The 16,784-nt window shown below is 60.0% G+C and carries 12 protein-coding genes and 1 pseudogene; 11 read left to right on the forward strand and 2 right to left on the reverse strand.

What is annotated here, in order from left to right:
• The first annotated feature begins 172 nt into the window (after window positions 1-172).
• The 8 genes from KP808_RS13935 (at window position 173) to KP808_RS13970 (ending at window position 8,624) form a co-directional block, all read left to right on the forward strand.
• Window positions 173-1,804 (forward strand): ABC transporter substrate-binding protein, encoded by a 1,632-nt coding sequence (locus KP808_RS13935; RefSeq protein WP_230016320.1) that lies wholly within the window; start codon window positions 173-175, stop codon window positions 1,802-1,804.
• Window positions 1,801-2,751, forward strand: a complete 951-nt coding sequence (locus tag KP808_RS13940) for an ABC transporter permease (protein WP_044317386.1) — start codon at window positions 1,801-1,803, stop codon at window positions 2,749-2,751. The genes KP808_RS13935 and KP808_RS13940 overlap by 4 nt, the downstream gene beginning before the upstream one ends.
• 4 nt (window positions 2,752-2,755) lie before the next feature.
• Window positions 2,756-3,688, forward strand: coding sequence for an ABC transporter permease (locus tag KP808_RS13945; protein WP_230016321.1), 933 nt, complete (start codon window positions 2,756-2,758; stop codon window positions 3,686-3,688).
• Window positions 3,685-5,328 (forward strand): dipeptide ABC transporter ATP-binding protein, encoded by a 1,644-nt coding sequence (locus KP808_RS13950; protein WP_230016322.1) that lies wholly within the window; start codon window positions 3,685-3,687, stop codon window positions 5,326-5,328. The genes KP808_RS13945 and KP808_RS13950 overlap by 4 nt, the downstream gene beginning before the upstream one ends.
• 244 nt (window positions 5,329-5,572) lie before the next feature.
• Window positions 5,573-6,445, forward strand: a complete 873-nt coding sequence (ehuB, locus tag KP808_RS13955) for an ectoine/hydroxyectoine ABC transporter substrate-binding protein EhuB (protein WP_002553311.1) — start codon at window positions 5,573-5,575, stop codon at window positions 6,443-6,445.
• A gap of 57 nt (window positions 6,446-6,502) precedes the next feature.
• A complete protein-coding gene (ehuC, locus tag KP808_RS13960) occupies window positions 6,503-7,180 on the forward strand; it encodes an ectoine/hydroxyectoine ABC transporter permease subunit EhuC (protein WP_003383635.1) in 678 nt (225 codons plus the stop codon).
• Between the two features lie 3 nt (window positions 7,181-7,183).
• Entirely contained in the window at window positions 7,184-7,834 is a 651-nt protein-coding gene (gene ehuD, locus KP808_RS13965; RefSeq protein ID WP_004664960.1) for an ectoine/hydroxyectoine ABC transporter permease subunit EhuD, read from the forward strand.
• A complete protein-coding gene (locus KP808_RS13970) occupies window positions 7,827-8,624 on the forward strand; it encodes an amino acid ABC transporter ATP-binding protein (RefSeq protein WP_058402294.1) in 798 nt (265 codons plus the stop codon). Before ehuD ends, KP808_RS13970 begins: the two co-directional genes overlap by 8 nt.
• A 67-nt stretch (window positions 8,625-8,691) precedes the next feature.
• On the opposite strand, the gene KP808_RS26165 is transcribed toward KP808_RS13970, so the two are convergent.
• Window positions 8,692-9,564: a methyl-accepting chemotaxis protein gene (locus KP808_RS26165; protein WP_371875240.1), complete on the reverse strand. Its 873-nt coding sequence runs from the start codon at window positions 9,562-9,564 to the stop codon at window positions 8,692-8,694.
• Window positions 9,565-9,597: 33 nt separating this feature from the next.
• Window positions 9,598-10,620: pseudogene (locus tag KP808_RS26170) on the reverse strand (methyl-accepting chemotaxis protein); the annotation flags it as partial.
• A gap of 315 nt (window positions 10,621-10,935) precedes the next feature.
• On the opposite strand from KP808_RS26170, the gene mexE reads away from it, so the two are divergent.
• Genes mexE through KP808_RS13990 form a run of 3 tightly spaced genes read left to right on the forward strand, consistent with a single transcriptional unit; the run spans window position 10,936 to window position 16,778 of the window.
• Entirely contained in the window at window positions 10,936-12,177 is a 1,242-nt protein-coding gene (mexE, locus tag KP808_RS13980; RefSeq protein WP_230016323.1) for a multidrug efflux RND transporter periplasmic adaptor subunit MexE, read from the forward strand.
• Between the two features lie 12 nt (window positions 12,178-12,189).
• A complete protein-coding gene (locus KP808_RS13985) occupies window positions 12,190-15,381 on the forward strand; it encodes an efflux RND transporter permease subunit (protein ID WP_054996239.1) in 3,192 nt (1,063 codons plus the stop codon).
• Window positions 15,381-16,778: an efflux transporter outer membrane subunit gene (locus KP808_RS13990; RefSeq protein WP_122351138.1), complete on the forward strand. Its 1,398-nt coding sequence runs from the start codon at window positions 15,381-15,383 to the stop codon at window positions 16,776-16,778. The genes KP808_RS13985 and KP808_RS13990 overlap by 1 nt, the downstream gene beginning before the upstream one ends.
• Window positions 16,779-16,784: the final 6 nt, after the last annotated feature.

Consider the following 16,784-nt stretch of genomic DNA (forward strand, 5'->3'; position numbering starts at 1 on the left):
TCATAAAAACCTATATTAGCTTAGAAGAAAAAATACTTTTACAGCCTCTTTCCATAAGCATACGGTCTTAAAACCAGCCGGATCGCTGCGCTCGACTTGAAGAGGACTTTTCCATGCATCGCACTCAACCCTCGACTTTCACCCACGGATTCGTATATCGGAGGACAGCGCGATGACCGTGCGCCCTCTTCTTGCACGCCTGTTATTCGCCGCCATTACTGCCCTCACCCTGCTCGGCTGCTCGCCCTCTGGCCAGGAAGGCCTGGCAAGCAAGACGCTTAAAGTCGCTTTCTTCAGAGACAACACCACGCTGGTCAGCCTTGATCCGTTCCAGGTGTACTGGCTGGAGCACCGCGTGGTGCTGCGTAATGTCGCCGAGTCGCTGACCGATCAGGACCCACAGACCGGCATTATCATTCCCTGGCTGGCAGAGCGCTGGGACGTCAGTGAAAACGCGCTGGAGTACACCTTCCACTTGCGCAAGGATGTGACGTTCAGCAATGGCACGCGCTTCGACGCACAGGCCGTAAAAACCGCCTACGACAGCAATAAAGCGTTTGCCGCGCAATTACCTGCAACCTTTGGCGCGACCTACCTGAAGGGTTACGACCACGCCGAAGTCGTGGACGATTTCACTGTAAAACTGGTGCTGGCCACGCCAAATGCGGGCTTTCTGCAAGCCACCTCCACCACCAATCTCGCCATTCTTGCTCCAGAGTCCTACGCACTCAGCGTCAAGGAGCGTTCGTTGGGCGCGATCATTGGCACCGGGCCATTCGTGCTGGAGCGCTACACACCTGAAAGCGGTTTGCGCCTGATCAAACGCAAGGGCTATGCCTGGCCATCGGCCAATGCGCAGAACAAGGGCGAGGCGCATCTGGATGCGGTCGAGGTCAGTTACGTTCCGGAAGAGAGCGTGCGCAATGGCCAGTTCGTTCAGGGCCAGGTCGATATCCTCTGGCCACGCAACCCGTTCTCCGAAGTGGACCTGAACCTGTTCAAATCCAGGGGCGCGACCATCCAGAGCCGCTCGCTGCCAGGGCCGGCCCTGAACATGTACCCCAACACGCGCGGCAATCGCATCCTCGCTGACCGCAATGTGCGTCTGGCCCTGCAAAAGGCCATCGACCGCAAGACCTACGCCGCCACTGTCTACAACCCGCAATTTCCGGTGGTGTCGGGTATCTACGACGTCACCACGCCGTTTTACAAAAATCAATCCGACAAACTGGCCTATGATCCTCAGGGTGCAGAGCGCTTGCTCGACGAAGCTGGCTGGCAGAAGAACGCCGACGGCTATCGGTACAAGGACGGCAAACGACTGAAGCTGGCCTACAACCTGTCCCCCGCTGAAACCGCTGGTGATGTGCTGATTCAGGATCAGCTGCGCAAAGTGGGTATCGAGCTCAAGCTCAACGTGGTTACCACCGCCGAATGGGCAGCTGCCAATGCGGCAGGCAATTATGACCTGACGTCCACCTACATGACCCGCGCCGACCCGATCATCCTGCAGACCATCATCGACCCGCGCAGCGCCAACAGCTCGACATTGGCGACCAATCTTTACGCACCGCAAACACTGGCCAAAGCCCTGGAACTGTTTGACGCCGGGCTGACCGCCACGCGCAGCGAACAACGCGCAAAAGCCTATGGCGACCTGCAGGACCTGCTGATCGATGAAGGTTCGGCATTCCCGGTCTACGAGCGGGTCTGGCAAGCCGCCACGGCGAAAAACGTGCGTAACTTCCACTGGACGGCGGAAGGCTTTGCGCTGTTCAACGACATCGAGATCGTCACGCCATGAGCCGTTATATCCTCAGCCGGATCGCCCAGGCGCTGCTGGTACTCTGGGGTGCCTACAGCATCACCTATTTCATTCTGTATCTGCTGCCCGGCGATACCCTGTCGATCATGCTCAGCGCCTCAGGTGTCGAAATCGACTCCCTGTCCGCGCAGGACCTTGCTCAAGCCAAGCTCTATTACGGGCTGGACCGAGGCGTCTTCGAGCAATATGTCGATCTGCTGTGGGGCGCTGTTCAGGGTGACTTCGGCAATTCGCTGACACTCAATCGTCCGGTTTCGGAACTGCTGGTCGAACGTTTGCCGCAAACCCTGAGCCTGGCGGGGCTGGCCATTGTTCTGTCGCTGATCGGTGGCGTCGGGCTGGCTTATCTCACCGCCTACGTGCGCTGGCAGCCGTTGAAGGTCGCCTTGTCCCGGCTGCCGTCGCTGGGCTTCTCAGTACCGGTGTTCTGGATGGGCCTGTTGTTCATTCAGCTGTTCGCATTCAGCCTTGGCTGGTTTCCAGCGACCGGCAATCAGGGCTTCTCCAGCTTGATATTGCCCGCTGTCACACTGGCGATCCCCAGCGCTGCGGTGTACGCGCAGGTTTTGCAACGCGGCTTTCAGGGCGTCTGGAAAGAGCCTTACATCATTACCGCCTACGCCAAGGGCCTCACGCGCGCCCAGGTTCAGGCCCGCCATGCGTTCAAGAACGCTGCTTTACCGCTTTTGACGCTGATCGGTCTGCAAGTGGGCAACACAGTGTCCGGTGCCGTGCTGGTGGAGACCATTTTCGCCCGCTCCGGAGTCGGTCGTCTTGCCCAGGAGGCCGTGCTGCGCCAGGACATTCCGGTGGTGCTGGCCATCGTTGCAGTCTCGGCAGCGGCTTTCGTCGTGGTCAATCTGATCGTTGATCTGTTGTACCCCGCGCTGGATCCGCGCATCGCCCACACGCCAAAGGTCTCCTGACGCCATGACTATCTTCGACAACCGCCTTGCGCGCCTGACCCGCCTTGTTGATTCCGCTCAAAACCTTCCCGGCAAAAACGCACCTGCCGCGCAGTGGCGGCGACGCAGCAGCCTGAGTCGCGCCGTGGAGGCCGCCAAGCCCCTGCTGCGCCGCCCGGGGTTTCTGCTTGCAGTGGCAATGGTCGCCTTTGCGTTGCTGGCGGCGCTGGCACCCAACCTGCTGAGCAGCTACGCACCTTACGCCACCTCGCCCAGCGACAAGCTCACCGCGCCAAATGCAGCGCACTGGTTCGGTACCGACGAACTGGGCCGTGATCTCTACACTCGCGTGGTACACGGATCGAGCCTGTCGGTACAGGCCGCATTGCTGGCGGTGGGCATCGCCATGGCCGGAGGCCTGAGCCTGGGGGTGATTTCCGGTTTTGCAGGCGGGCGCATAGATGCGGTGATCATGCGCCTGATCGATGTATTGCTGGCCCTGCCCGGCCTGTTACTGGCGCTGGCGATTGTCACCGCCATCGGTTTCGGCACCATTCCGGTGGCCATCGCGGTGGGTGTAGGGATCATTCCCGGCTTCGCCCGCACAACCCGCGCCGAAGTGCTACGCGTCAAGACCCTGCCTTACGTCGAAGCGGCGCGTCTGGGCGGTGCCAGCTGGACCCGAACCCTGCTGCGCCACATTCTGCCTAACGCCTGGGGCCCAGTGGCAGTGCTTGCCACACTGGATTTCGGTGCAGCGATTCTGGCGACCGCGGGGCTGAGCTTCCTCGGCTTCGGTGCCGAACCACCGGCTGCCGAATGGGGCACGCTGATCGCCAACGGTCGTCACTTCCTGATGACCGCACCCTGGGTGTCGCTGCTGCCGGGCCTGTTCGTGGTTGGCGTAGTGTTCAGCTTCAATCACATCGCCCGCACTCTGGAAGAGACTCAACGATGACCGATACCGCTCAACTGATCGACATTCGTCATCTGGGTGTCGCCTACCGTTTCGACGGCCAGACCAACCAGGCCGTACGCGGCGTCTCGTTTCAGGTGGCCAGGGGTGAAACCGTGGCAATTGTCGGTGAATCCGGGTCCGGCAAGTCGACCCTGGCCAACGCCATACTCGGCCTGTTGCCAGACAACGCGACCATCACAGGCGGCGAGCTGCACGTCGATGGTCACGACCTGAGCCAAGCTTCCGAGCGAGAAAAACGTCGGGTTCGCGGCAGCGTGATCGGTCTGGTGCCGCAAGACCCGATGGTCGGCCTCAACCCTACCCTGCGCATCGGCCGGCAAATTGCCGAAGCACTGATTCAGGCCAATGGCCGACGTTACCCGGCGGTGGATGCCGATGTGCTGCAGTTGCTGCAACAGGTCGGTCTGGACAAGCCGGTATTGCGCGCCCGCCAGTACCCGCACGAGCTATCCGGTGGCATGCGCCAGCGCGTGCTGATCGCCATCGCGTTGGCGGGCAATCCTCGCCTGATCATCGCCGATGAGCCCACCAGCGCTCTGGACGTGACAGTGCAGCGCAAAATCCTTGATCACCTGCAACGCCTGGTGGCCGAGCGCGGCATTTCCCTGCTGATCATTACCCACGATCTCGGCGTGGCTGCCGATCGTGCTGACCGTGTGCTGGTGATGAACAAGGGCGAGCTGGTCGAACAAGGCCCGCCGCAACAGATACTCATCACGCCTCGCCATACCTATACGCGCGCACTGATCGCGGCAGCACCGGCTTTCGGCCAGCGCAAGAGCCCGGCAACAGTACGCCCGGTCGCGAGCAGCGACACACCTCTGCTGACCCTGAGCAACATCGGCAAGACCTATCGTCTGCCCTGCGTGAAAGACGAGGACGCCGACTTCCAGGCGCTGCAGGACGTCAACTTCAAGGTGTATCCGGGCCAGACGCTGGCCATCGTCGGCGAGTCCGGCTCTGGCAAAAGTACTGCACTGCGCATTGCGCTGGGCCTGGAAAAACCCACGCACGGGCGAGTTTTGCTGGACGGCCAGGATGTCACCGACCTGGGCTGGCGCGAGTTCAGACCGCTACGGCGACGCATCCAGCTGGTCCAGCAAAACCCGTTCGCGGCCCTTGATCCACGCTTCACGCTATTTGAGAGCATCGTCGAACCACTGGTCTCGTTCGGCCTGCTCAAAGGCCGCGAACTGGAACAGGCCGCACGCCAGTTGATCGAGCGAGTGCACTTGCCCGTAGCGTACTTGGACCGGCTGCCCCGCGAGCTTTCCGGTGGCCAGCGTCAGCGCGTAGCAATTGCCAGAGCGCTGGCCCTGCAACCCGATCTGCTGCTGCTCGATGAGCCGGTTTCGGCACTGGACGTGTCGGTGCAGGCGCAGATTCTCGACTTGCTGGTCGAACTGCAATCCGAATCCGGCATCGCCTACGTGCTGGTTTCCCACGACCTGGCAGTCGTCGCCAGCGTTGCCCACCAGGTACTGGTGCTCAAGCATGGCAAGACCGTCGAGCAGGGTCTGGCCGAGGATGTTTTTGCCAGACCTGAAGCGGCTTACACCCAGGAGTTGATTGCTGCGATACCTGGCCGGCGTCTGGAGTTACAAACAGGGATGCACTGACAAATACCTGGGTTTACATCAATTGGTCGCACGACGTTTGGAGTCCATGGCGTCGGCGACTGCGTATATGCATATTCCTTATCGATATTTAAATTATCTTTTTAATAGCTATAGAGTTTCATCTTATGCACCAAACGTTGCCGAAGCAGGATGCAGGCAATACCAGGCCAACTTGCGCACCTGACTCGCATGTTCAGGCCGCATCAGCAAGAAGCCCCTATCCCCCCTACTTCGAGCACTCGCAATGAAAGGCATCAACCCCCTGTCGTTCCCAGCCCTGATGGGTTCAGCGCTGTTGCTGAATGCCGTTATTTCGTTTCCCGCCCTGGCCGGACTGCTGGAAAAAGGCCGCACTGACGGCTTGACCGCTGGCATCGCCAACGAACAGCCCTATGCCTACATCGGCACCGATGGCAAAGCGACCGGGGCCAACGTCGAGATACTGCGTGCAATCCTTGAACCGCTGGGCATCAAGCAGATCGAGACGCCCATCACTGACTTCGGTTCGCTGGTGCCGGGTCTGGCAGCAGGTCGTTTCGACTTGATCGGTGCAGGCCTGTTCATCAATCCGAATCGCTGCAAGGTCATCGCGTTCTCCAACCCGGTGACGCGATCCGGCGGTGCGTTCATTGTCAAAACCGGCAACCCGCTGAACCTGCACAGCCTCAAGGACGTCGCCAGCAACGCCAAGGTGCGCCTGGCCACTCAACCTGGCAGCAATCAGGTTCAGGAAGCCAAAGACAGCGGTATCGCCAACGGCAACGTGGTGTTGTTCGACAAGGACACCGAGGCATTGGCCGCCTTGCAGGCGGGTCGCGTGGACGTGGTGTATTTCCCGGATGCCGAAGTCATCAGTCTGATCAAGAAAGCCAACAGTCCGGACATCGAGCGCGCCTTGCCTTTCGAGCAGATTCCGGACGCCAGTGGCAAACCGGGCTGGAATTACCACGCCTACGGCCTGCCAAAAAACGATCCGGCCTTCGAACAGGCTTTCAACGAACAACTGGCCAAACTCCGGGCGTCGGGCGAGCTGCTGAAAATCCTGCAGAAGTACGGCTACACCGAAAACGAACTGGCTGACCCGGCCATCACCGCAGCCCAACGCTGCAACCCATGATCTGCCCCGTCCCGCAAGGGCGCGCAGTAAACGGCCCTGACCCACACGAGTAAGGCCATGCCTGTTGATGCTGCAACACTGGAAACCGCAGGTTTCATTGCCAGACAACTGGCCCACGGCGCCTGGATCACCCTGCAGATCACTGTGCTTGCCGAACTGCTGGTGCTGGTGCTCTCGTTTGTAATCGCCCTGATGCGCCTGTCGCCATTCAGGGCGTTACGCTGGTTCGCCACGGTGTATGTCGAGGTACTGCGTGGCATCTCGGCATTGGTGCTGCTGTTTTATCTGTTCTTCATTCTGCCGCTGTTCGGCATCCGCCTGTCCCCCATGACCACCGGTGTGCTGGGGCTGGGCCTGACGTTCTCGGCGTATGGCGCGGAAATCATTCGCTCGGCACTGATCAACGTCAGCCAGGGTCAACGTGACGCTGTGCGTGCGCTGGATTTCGGGCCGATAAGCGCGTTTCGGCGAATCATTCTGCCGCAGGCCCTGCCGTTCATGATCCCGCCGATGGGCAACCAATTGGTCGAGCTGCTGAAAACCACCTCACTGGTTTCCCTCATTACCCTCACCGACCTGACCTTTACCGGCAGTCAATTGATAACCACGCTGGGCCAGCAAACGCTGATCTGGAGCATCGTGCTGGTCTGCTACTTCGTGATGGCCTGGCCGTTGAGCTGGCTGGTCAAGCGTTATGAGCAGCACGCCACCGCGTGGCGCACGGCCAGGGGATGAACGATGGAGTTTGATATCGCATTCGCCTGGTCGATTCTGCCGGAGCTGTTTCAGGGCTTGCTGGTGACCGTGCAGGTCGTGGTGCTGGGGTTCCTGCTCGCGGTTTTGCTCGGTCTGATCCTGGCCCTGACACTGCGCTCGCAGATAACCATCGTGCATCGCCTGAGCAAAGGCTACCTGAGCTTTTTCCGTAATACGCCGTTGATGGTCCAGTTGTATGTGCTGTTCTTCGCGCTGCCGCTGGCGGGCATCACCTTCCCGGCGATCACCACCGGTGTGATAGGTCTTGGCTGCTATTACGCGGCCTACATTGCCGAAGCGTATCGCGGTGCCATCGATGACATCCCTGCCGGGCAATGGGAAGCCGCACGCGCGCTGGACTTCAGCCGTGGCGACACCTGGCGGCGCATTATCCTGCCGCAGGCGTTGAAACCCATGCTGCCGGTGCTCGGCAATTACCTGATCGGCATGTTCAAGGAAACGCCGCTTCTGGCGGTGATTACCATCCCTGAACTGTTTCAGGCTGCCAAGCAGATCGCCGGCATGACCTATCGTTACAACGAACCGTACACAGTGATGGCGCTGATGTTTCTGGCGATCAGTGTGCCGACCTCGTTGCTGTTCAAATACCTGGAAAGGCGCAGCCATGTCTGATCTCGCACACACCGCAATCCTACCCGTCACCACTGCGCAGATACAGCTCAAACACGTGGTCAAGGACTTCGGCCGCAACCGGATCATCGACCGTCTGGACCTGAGCATTCCTCAAGGTCAGAAAGTCGCCTTGATCGGCCCCAGTGGCTCGGGTAAATCAACGGTATTGCGCCTCATCAAGGGGCTGGAAAACTATCAGCAAGGCAGCATAGAAGTCGCAGGCGAAACAGTGCCCGCGCGCAAATCCCGATGGCACTGGCCCGGCGCGCGCAAGGCTCCGGTGGAACATCGTGTAGGCATGGTGTTCCAGCAGTTCAACCTGTTCCCACACCTCACTGTTCAGGAAAATGTCACCGAAGCGCCGTTACGGGTACTCAGACTGCCTCGCGAAGAGGCCCTTGAGCGCGCGCATCAATACCTTGGGCTGGTCGGGCTCGCTCACAAGGCCGATGCCTACCCGAGCCAGCTTTCCGGTGGTCAGCAACAACGTGTAGCGATTGCCAGAGCGCTGGCTATGCGCCCGCAGGTCATGTTGTTCGATGAAGTCACCTCGGCGCTCGACCCTGAGCTGGTCGGCGAGGTACTAGCGGTGATTCGCTCGATTGCCCAGGAGTTTCAGATGACTATGTTACTGGTGACCCACGAGATGAAATTCGCTCAGGACATTGCTGACCGGGTGCTGTTCATGGAGGGAGGCCGCATCGTGGCAGACGGCACCCCGGGCGAAATTCTGCTGAATCCGCAAAACGAGCGAACCCGAAGGTTTTTGCAGAGGGTGGAGCAGCGCTGATTGCCAGCGCCGCTCTTTTTACAGGATGAGACTTTTGGGCCTCGCGACTTTTTGAAAGTGGCGGCAATCAGATCCGGAAGCGCGCAACCATGTCCTGCAGGTTGCTGCCCAGGCGCGCCAGTTCCACGGTAGACGCCGCGCTCTGCTCAGTGGCCGTGGCCGACTGATCGGCGATGTCCCGTACGCTGATGACACTGCGATTGATTTCGTCGGTGACGGCGCTCTGCTCTTCAGCGGCAGCAGAAATCTGTTGGCTCATCTGTTCGATGGTCCCAATCGAATGAGTGATTTCAAGCAGCGATTCTTCGGCCTGCCGCGCCAGCGCCACTGTGCCTTCGGTACGTTGACGGCTGGCATTCATCAGCTCCGATGCCGCGCCGGTGCCATCCTGCAAGGACTTTATCAGCGCCTCGATTTCAGTCGTGGATGACTGTGTACGCTGAGCCAGCGAGCGCACCTCATCGGCCACTACGGCAAAGCCGCGCCCTTGCTCACCCGCACGTGCGGCTTCGATCGCCGCGTTGAGGGCCAGCAGGTTGGTTTGTTCTGCGACCGCCTTGATCACATCGATTACACCGCCAATTTTGTCACTGTCCTGTATCAGGCGCTGCATGGCCTCGCCCAGTTGCCCCACTTCACCGGCAAGCTGGCTGATTTCACGCGTGGCGTGTTGCACCACGCTGCTGCCATGAGCAGCACGATCACTGGCCTGTCTGGCGGCCTGCGATGCATCTTCAGTGTTCTGCGCCACTTCCTGAACGGTAGACGCCATCTGATTCATGGCGGTCGCTACCTGATCGACTTCCAGTTTCTGCTGAGTGACGCCCGCGCTGGTCTGCTCGCTGACGGCTGAAAGCTCCTCGGCCGCCGTGGCGATCTGTGTCACACCATTACTGATACCGCCAATCAGGGTGCGCAACGATACGGTCATCTGGTGCATGGTGTTTTGCAGCAGGCCCAGCTCATCCTGGCGAGTGGTGCTGAGGTCATTGGTCAGATCGCCGTCGGCAATTCGACGCGCAGCGATCACCGTGGAATCGAGCGGACGAGTAATCTGACGGGTAATCAGGATCGCCGCGAAGATGCCCAGCAGCAATACGATCACCGCCACCATGAGCAACTGGGTGACCGCGCTGTCTTTTTCTTTATTGGCACTGACCACCTGGCCCGCCATCAGCTTTTCGGTACTTGTGACGATGTCCATTGACTGCTGGCGAAGGCTGTCGCGAATCTGATCGTTCTGTTGCATCAGCTGCGAGATGGAGACCATCAACGATTTGTACTGTTGCAGTGCCCTGAGCGCCTCATCCACTGCCGGGCCGGCCTTGTTCGGCAATTGGTTGCGCGCACTGCTCACCTTAGCGATCAGTGAGTCGGCAGCATCGAAGGTGATCTGCCTGTTTTCAGCGGTCGGGATACTGATATAACGGCGAAACACCAGGCGAAAACTGGTCATGCCATTGCGCAGGTCGCCGGCAATCTTTACCTGGTCGATACCGCTTTGATCCAGCGAGCGGGAAACGTCGTCGAAGGTCTTTTGCAGGAGTGTCTCGAAGCTTCCGCTCACCTGCTCGGAAATGGTGATCAACGGCTGCATGGCCTGATCAATTTGCCGATTATTATCGACCAACTGGCTGAACGTTTGTTTCAAGCCACCCACCTGATCGCGAATACCTCTGAGAATATCGGCATTGGCCGGAACAGTCAGAAGCTTCAGGCCGTCCTCGATGGTCTTGCCCAGGTTGTCCAAAGCGACCGTGTAGCCCTGCGAATTGCTCGCGTCAGGCTTGGCAGTATAGGCCTGCGCAGCGATCCTGAGGCTTAGCGCATCGGCCTTTACTTCAGAAACTTTGGCTGCCTTGCCCAGCCGCTCGATCAGCAGGTTGGTGCTGAGGTAGCCGATCGCGGTGACCGTCAGCACGCCCAGTAGTATCAGACCGAAGCCTATACTCAGCTTTTTGCTGACCTTCAAATTGTCCAGCCATGTCGACTTCATCAAACTTTTCCTCGGGATTTATCGTAATACTCAAGGATCGACTGTTCGCTGGACAACTTGATAGCGGCGGCGATTGCAAAGATTGATCGAAGAGATAGCAATATGACATGAGCTTTTTGGCTCGCCATAAGGGGAGCATTCTCAGCCCCGAATGCCTGGCCACCATCCACCTTGCGGGTCACCCGGAGGCAGGTTTTCGAAGACCTATGGGTACTCATCATTGCCAGTGATAGTAACCTTCGGTTTATTCGATTCGTTAATAACACCCTGTGCGCAACAGAATCCGCCCATTCCTTACTATCGGCGGAACTTCCCATGCACCAGACACTCAGCCATCTGCGCTACCCCCTCACCGCCCTCGCCCTTATCGTTATCAGTGCTTGCGGCCGCGCGCCGGAAGCCACCAGTGCGCCTGGCGCAGCCAAGGTCAGCGTGGCCAAGGTGCTGGAGCAGCCGATCAACGAATGGGATGAATTCACGGGTCGTCTTGAAGCGCCGGAAACCGTCGAGGTTCGCCCAAGGGTGTCTGGTCAGATCGATCAGGTAGCGTTCACCGACGGTTCGCTGGTCAAGAAAGGCGACCTGCTGTTCCAGATTGACCCGCGTCCGTTCCAGTCCGAAGTTCGTCGTCTTGAGGCACAACTGCAACAGGCCCGTGCCGTCGCACTGCGCAGTGACAATGAAGCCCAGCGCGGCGAGCGTCTGCGTACCAACAACGCGATTTCCGCCGAGCTGGCCGACTCGCGCACCACCTCGGCGCAGGAAGCCAAGGCCGGTGTCGCGGCCATTCAGGCGCAGCTGGATCTGGCTCGACTGAACCTCAGTTTTACCCGTGTTACCGCACCGATTACAGGTCGTGTCAGTCGCGCAGAAATCACTGCTGGCAACATTGTGACTGCAGATGTCACCGCGCTGACCAGCGTGGTCTCCACCGACAAGGTCTACGCCTACTTCGACGCTGACGAACGCGTGTTCCTCAAGTACACCGAGCTGGCCCGCAAAGGCCAGCGCGGCCAGACCACTCCGGTGTACCTGGGCCTGTCCAATGAAACCGGCAACCCGCACCTGGGCCAGATGAACTTTGTCGACAACCAGGTCAACCCCAAGACCGGCACCATTCGCGGTCGTGCGGTGTTCGATAACGCCGACGGGGATTTCACCCCCGGCCTGTATGCCCGTCTGAAACTGGTGGGCAGCGGCACTTACTCAGCGGTGCTGATCAATGACGAAGCAGTGGGCACCGACCTGGGCAAGAAGTTTGTGCTGGTCATGGACAAGGACAACAAGCCTGCCTATCGGGCTGTCGAGCTGGGCCCGAAAATCGAAGGCCTGCGCATTGTCCGTAACGGTCTGGGCAAGGACGACACCATCGTCGTCAAAGGCTTGCAGCGCGTGCGTCCCGGCCAGCCTGTGGACCCTGAAGTGACACCGATGGCCAGTGCCGACACCCTCGCAGCATTGCTCAAACAACGCCAGGCCCTCGAAGCCAGCAACCTGCCACAAGTGGCGCCCAAAGCGGCCGTCAAAATCGCCAGCGCCACTGCGCCGCGCGGCTAAGGGACTTGTCCGATGAACTTCTCCAAATTCTTTATTTCCCGGCCGATCTTTGCCGCAGTGCTGTCGCTGCTGATCCTGATCGCCGGTGCTATCTCACTGTTCCAGTTGCCGATCAGTGAATACCCGGAAGTGGTGCCGCCAACGGTAGTCGTGCGCGCCAACTTTCCCGGCGCCAACCCCAAGGTGATCGGCGAAACCGTAGCCTCGCCACTGGAACAGGCCATCACCGGTGTGGAAGGCATGCTCTATATGTCGTCCCAGGCCACTGCCGACGGCAAGCTGACCCTGACCATCACCTTTGCGCTGGGCACTGAACTGGACAACGCGCAGGTGCAGGTGCAGAACCGTGTGACGCGTACCGAGCCCAAGCTGCCGGAAGAAGTGACACGCATCGGCATCACCGTGGACAAGGCCTCCCCCGACCTGACCATGGTTGTGCACCTGACCTCGCCGGACCAGCGCTACGACATGCTGTACCTGTCCAACTACGCCGTGCTCAACATCAAGGATGAGCTCGCGCGACTGGGTGGTGTCGGAGACGTGCAACTGTTCGGTATGGGCGACTATTCGCTGCGGGTCTGGCTGGACCCGAACAAGACGGCCTCACGCAACCTGACCGCCACCGATGTGGTCAATGCGATTCGCGAGCAGAACCGTCAGGTTGCAGCAGGTCAGCTGGGCTCCCCGCCCTCGCCGAATGCCACCAGTTTTCAGATGTCGATCAACACCCAGGGCCGTCTGGTCACCGAGGAGGAGTTCGAAAACGTTGTGGTTCGTGCAGGCGCTGATGGCGAAATCACTCGTCTGAAGGACGTTGCACGCATCGAGCTGGGCTCCAGCCAGTATGCGCTGCGCTCGCTGCTGAACAACCAGCCCGCCGTGGCCATCCCTATTTTCCAGCGGCCCGGCTCCAACGCCATCGACATCTCCAACGATGTACGGGCCAGAATGGCCGAGCTGAAAAAGAGCTTCCCGGAAGGCATGGACTACAGCATCGTCTATGACCCGACGATCTTCGTGCGCGGCTCCATCGAAGCGGTGATTCACACCCTGTTTGAAGCACTGATCCTGGTCGTGCTGGTGGTGATACTATTCCTGCAGACCTGGCGCGCTTCGATCATTCCGCTGGTGGCCGTTCCGGTCTCGCTGATCGGCACCTTTGCGGTCATGCACATGTTCGGTTTCTCGCTGAACGCGCTGTCCTTGTTCGGTTTGGTACTGGCGATCGGTATCGTGGTCGACGACGCCATCGTGGTGGTGGAGAACGTCGAACGAAACATCGAGCTGGGGCTTGAACCGGTCCAGGCCACGCACAAGGCCATGGCCGAAGTGACCGGGCCGATCATCGCCACTGCACTGGTGCTATGTGCGGTGTTCGTACCGGCAGCGTTCATTTCCGGCCTGACCGGGCAGTTCTACAAGCAGTTCGCACTGACCATCGCCATCTCGACAGTGATTTCGGCCTTCAACTCGCTGACCCTGTCGCCTGCGCTGGCCGCGGTACTGCTCAAAGGCCACGATGCGCCCAAGGATCGTTTCTCGCGCTTCCTCGACAGAATCCTTGGCGGCTGGCTGTTCCGCCCGTTCAACCGTTTCTTCGAAAAAGCCAGCCATGGCTACGTCGGCACCGTCGCCCGGGTTATTCGCAGCAGTGGTATCGCACTGTTGGTGTATGCAGGCCTGATGGTCCTGACCTGGCTGGGTTTCGCCAGCACGCCGACCGGTTTTGTACCCAGCCAGGACAAGCAATACCTGGTGGCCTTTGCCCAGCTGCCGGACGCTGCCAGCCTCGACCGTACCGAAGACGTCATCAAGCGCATGTCCGAGCTGGCACTTAAACAGCCGGGCGTGGAAAACGCGATTGCCTTCCCCGGCCTGTCGATCAACGGCTTTACCAACAGCCCGAACAACGGTGTGGTATTCGTCGCCCTCAAACCGTTTGAGGAGCGCAAGGACCCCAGTCTGTCAGCCAACGCCATTGCCGGCGCCCTGAACGGCCAGTTCGCGTCGATCCAGGAAGCGTACATGGCGATCTTCCCGCCACCTCCGGTACAGGGGCTGGGCACCATCGGCGGTTTCCGCCTGCAGATAGAGGACCGTGGCAACCTGGGTTACGACGAGTTGTACAAGGAAACCCAGAACATCATTGCCAAGAGCCGTAGCGTGCCGGAACTGGCCGGGTTGTTCACCAGCTATACCGTGAACGTGCCGCAGGTGGATGCCGCCATCGACCGCGAGAAGGCCAAGACGCATGGCGTTGCGGTCAGCGACATCTTTGACACCCTGCAGGTTTATCTGGGCTCGCTGTATGCCAACGACTTCAACCGTTTTGGCCGCACGTATCAGGTCAATGTCCAGGCAGAGCAGCAGTTCCGTCAGGATGCCGACCAGATCGGTCAGCTCAAGGTGCGCAACAATCTGGGGGAAATGATCCCGCTGGCAACCTTCGTAAAAGTCAGTGACACCGCAGGTCCCGACCGCGTAATGCACTACAACGGCTTCATAACGGCAGAAATCAACGGTGCTGCCGGTCCGGGCTTCAGCTCTGGTCAGGCTCAAGCGGCGGTCGAGAAACTGCTGCGTGAAGAGCTGCCCAACGGCATGGTTTACGAGTGGACTGACCTTACGTACCAACAGATTCTTTCGGGCAACACGGCGCTGTTCGTCTTCCCGCTGTGTGTTCTGCTGGCATTTTTGGTACTGGCGGCTCAGTACGAAAGCTGGAGCCTGCCACTGGCGGTGATCCTGATCGTACCAATGACCCTGCTTTCGGCGATTGCCGGGGTGATGATTGCCGGTAGCGATAACAACATCTTCACCCAGATCGGGCTGATCGTACTGGTGGGCCTGGCGTGCAAGAACGCGATTCTGATCGTCGAGTTCGCCAAGGACAAACAGGCCGAGGGCATGAGCCCGCTGGATGCTGTCCTGGAAGCATGCCGACTGCGCCTGCGTCCGATTCTGATGACGTCCTTCGCGTTCATCATGGGGGTTGTGCCACTGGTGCTTTCCAGCGGTGCAGGTGCAGAAATGCGCCATGCCATGGGGGTCGCCGTGTTCTCCGGGATGCTGGGGGTCACGTTCTTCGGCCTGCTGCTGACGCCGGTGTTCTACGTGCTTATCCGTAATTACGTCGAACGCCAGGAGGCCCGCAAGGCCGCCAAGGCACAAAGACTGCAAAACCTGCCTGCGGAGATGCATTGATGAGCGCGTTCAAACTTTTCCTCCCGAGCCTGCTGGTCATGGCGCTGGCGGCCTGCGCCGTCGGCCCGGACTACAAGGCACCGGTTACGGCGCCAGCACAACTGGCGTCCGCAGCCCAGGGCAACTATGACCGCAGCAAAGTGGACACCGTCTGGTGGCAGCAGTTTGAGGACCCTACCCTCAATAAACTGGTGGCCCGGTCGCTGGACGGCAACCGCGATCTGCGTGTTGCCTTTGCCCGCCTGAAAGCTGCACGGGCGATTCGCGATGACGTTGCCAACGACGCCATGCCGGTGATCACCAGCCGGGCCAGCAGTGACCTGGGCAAGGGTCAGCAACCTGGTGTTACTGAGCGGCGCGTCAATAGCGAGCGGTATGACCTTGGCCTGGACATGGCCTGGGAGGTCGACCTGTTCGGACGTATTCAGCGCCAACTGGAAGCCAGCAATGCCGATCAGGACGCCGCCGAGGCCAACCTGTATCAGCTTCAGGTGACTCTGATTGCCGAGGTGGTCGACGCCTACGGGCAGCTACGCGGCGCACAGCTGCGTGAAGCCATTGCCCGCGACAACCTGAAAAACCAGCAGAGCTCTCAGGACGTGACCACCCAGTTGCGTGATGCCGGCGTGGGCAATGAACTGGACGTGGTGCGTGCCGAGGCACGACTGGCAGCCGTTGAAGCGACCGTGCCGCAGTTGCAGGCCGAACAGGTTCGCCAACGCAATCGTATCGCCACGTTGCTGGGCGAGCGCCCGGAAAACCTCAGCGTCGACCTGAGCCCGAGCAAACTGCCTGCTATCGCCAAGGCTCTGCCGATTGGCGATCCGACACAGGTGCTGCGCAATCGGCCCGACATCCGCGCCGCCGAACGCCAACTGGCCGCCTCGACCGCACGCATCGGCGTGGCGACCGCCGACCTGTTTCCGCGGGTCAGTCTGAGCGGCTTTCTGGGCTTTACCGCTGGCCGTGGGTCGCAGATCGGTTCGTCAGCGGCCAAAGCCTGGTCACTCGGCCCCAGCATCACCTGGGCGGCTTTCGATCTGGGCAGCGTCCGGGCGCAGATTCGCAGCGCCGATGCCGATGCCGAGGGCGCGCTGGCCAACTATGAGCAGCAGGTATTGCTGGCCCTGGAAGAGTCGGAGAACGCTTTCAGCGATTATGACAAACGCCAGCAACGGCTGGTCTCGCTGATGCGCCAAAGCGATGCGAGTCGCTCCGCAGCCAGGCTGGCTTCAGTGCAGTACCGCGAAGGCACAGCGGACTTCCTGGTCCTGCTGGATGCCGAGCGCGAGCGTCTGGCCGCTGAAGACTCTCAGGCGCAGGCAGAAATCGAGCTGTACCGTGGCATCGTGGCCATTTACAAGGCACTGGGTGGCGGCTGGCAACCTCAGGCCTGATACGCC

Origin of the sequence: Pseudomonas savastanoi (assembly GCF_020917325.1) — a bacterium.
Taxonomy (GTDB): Bacteria; Pseudomonadota; Gammaproteobacteria; order Pseudomonadales; family Pseudomonadaceae; genus Aquipseudomonas; species Aquipseudomonas amygdali.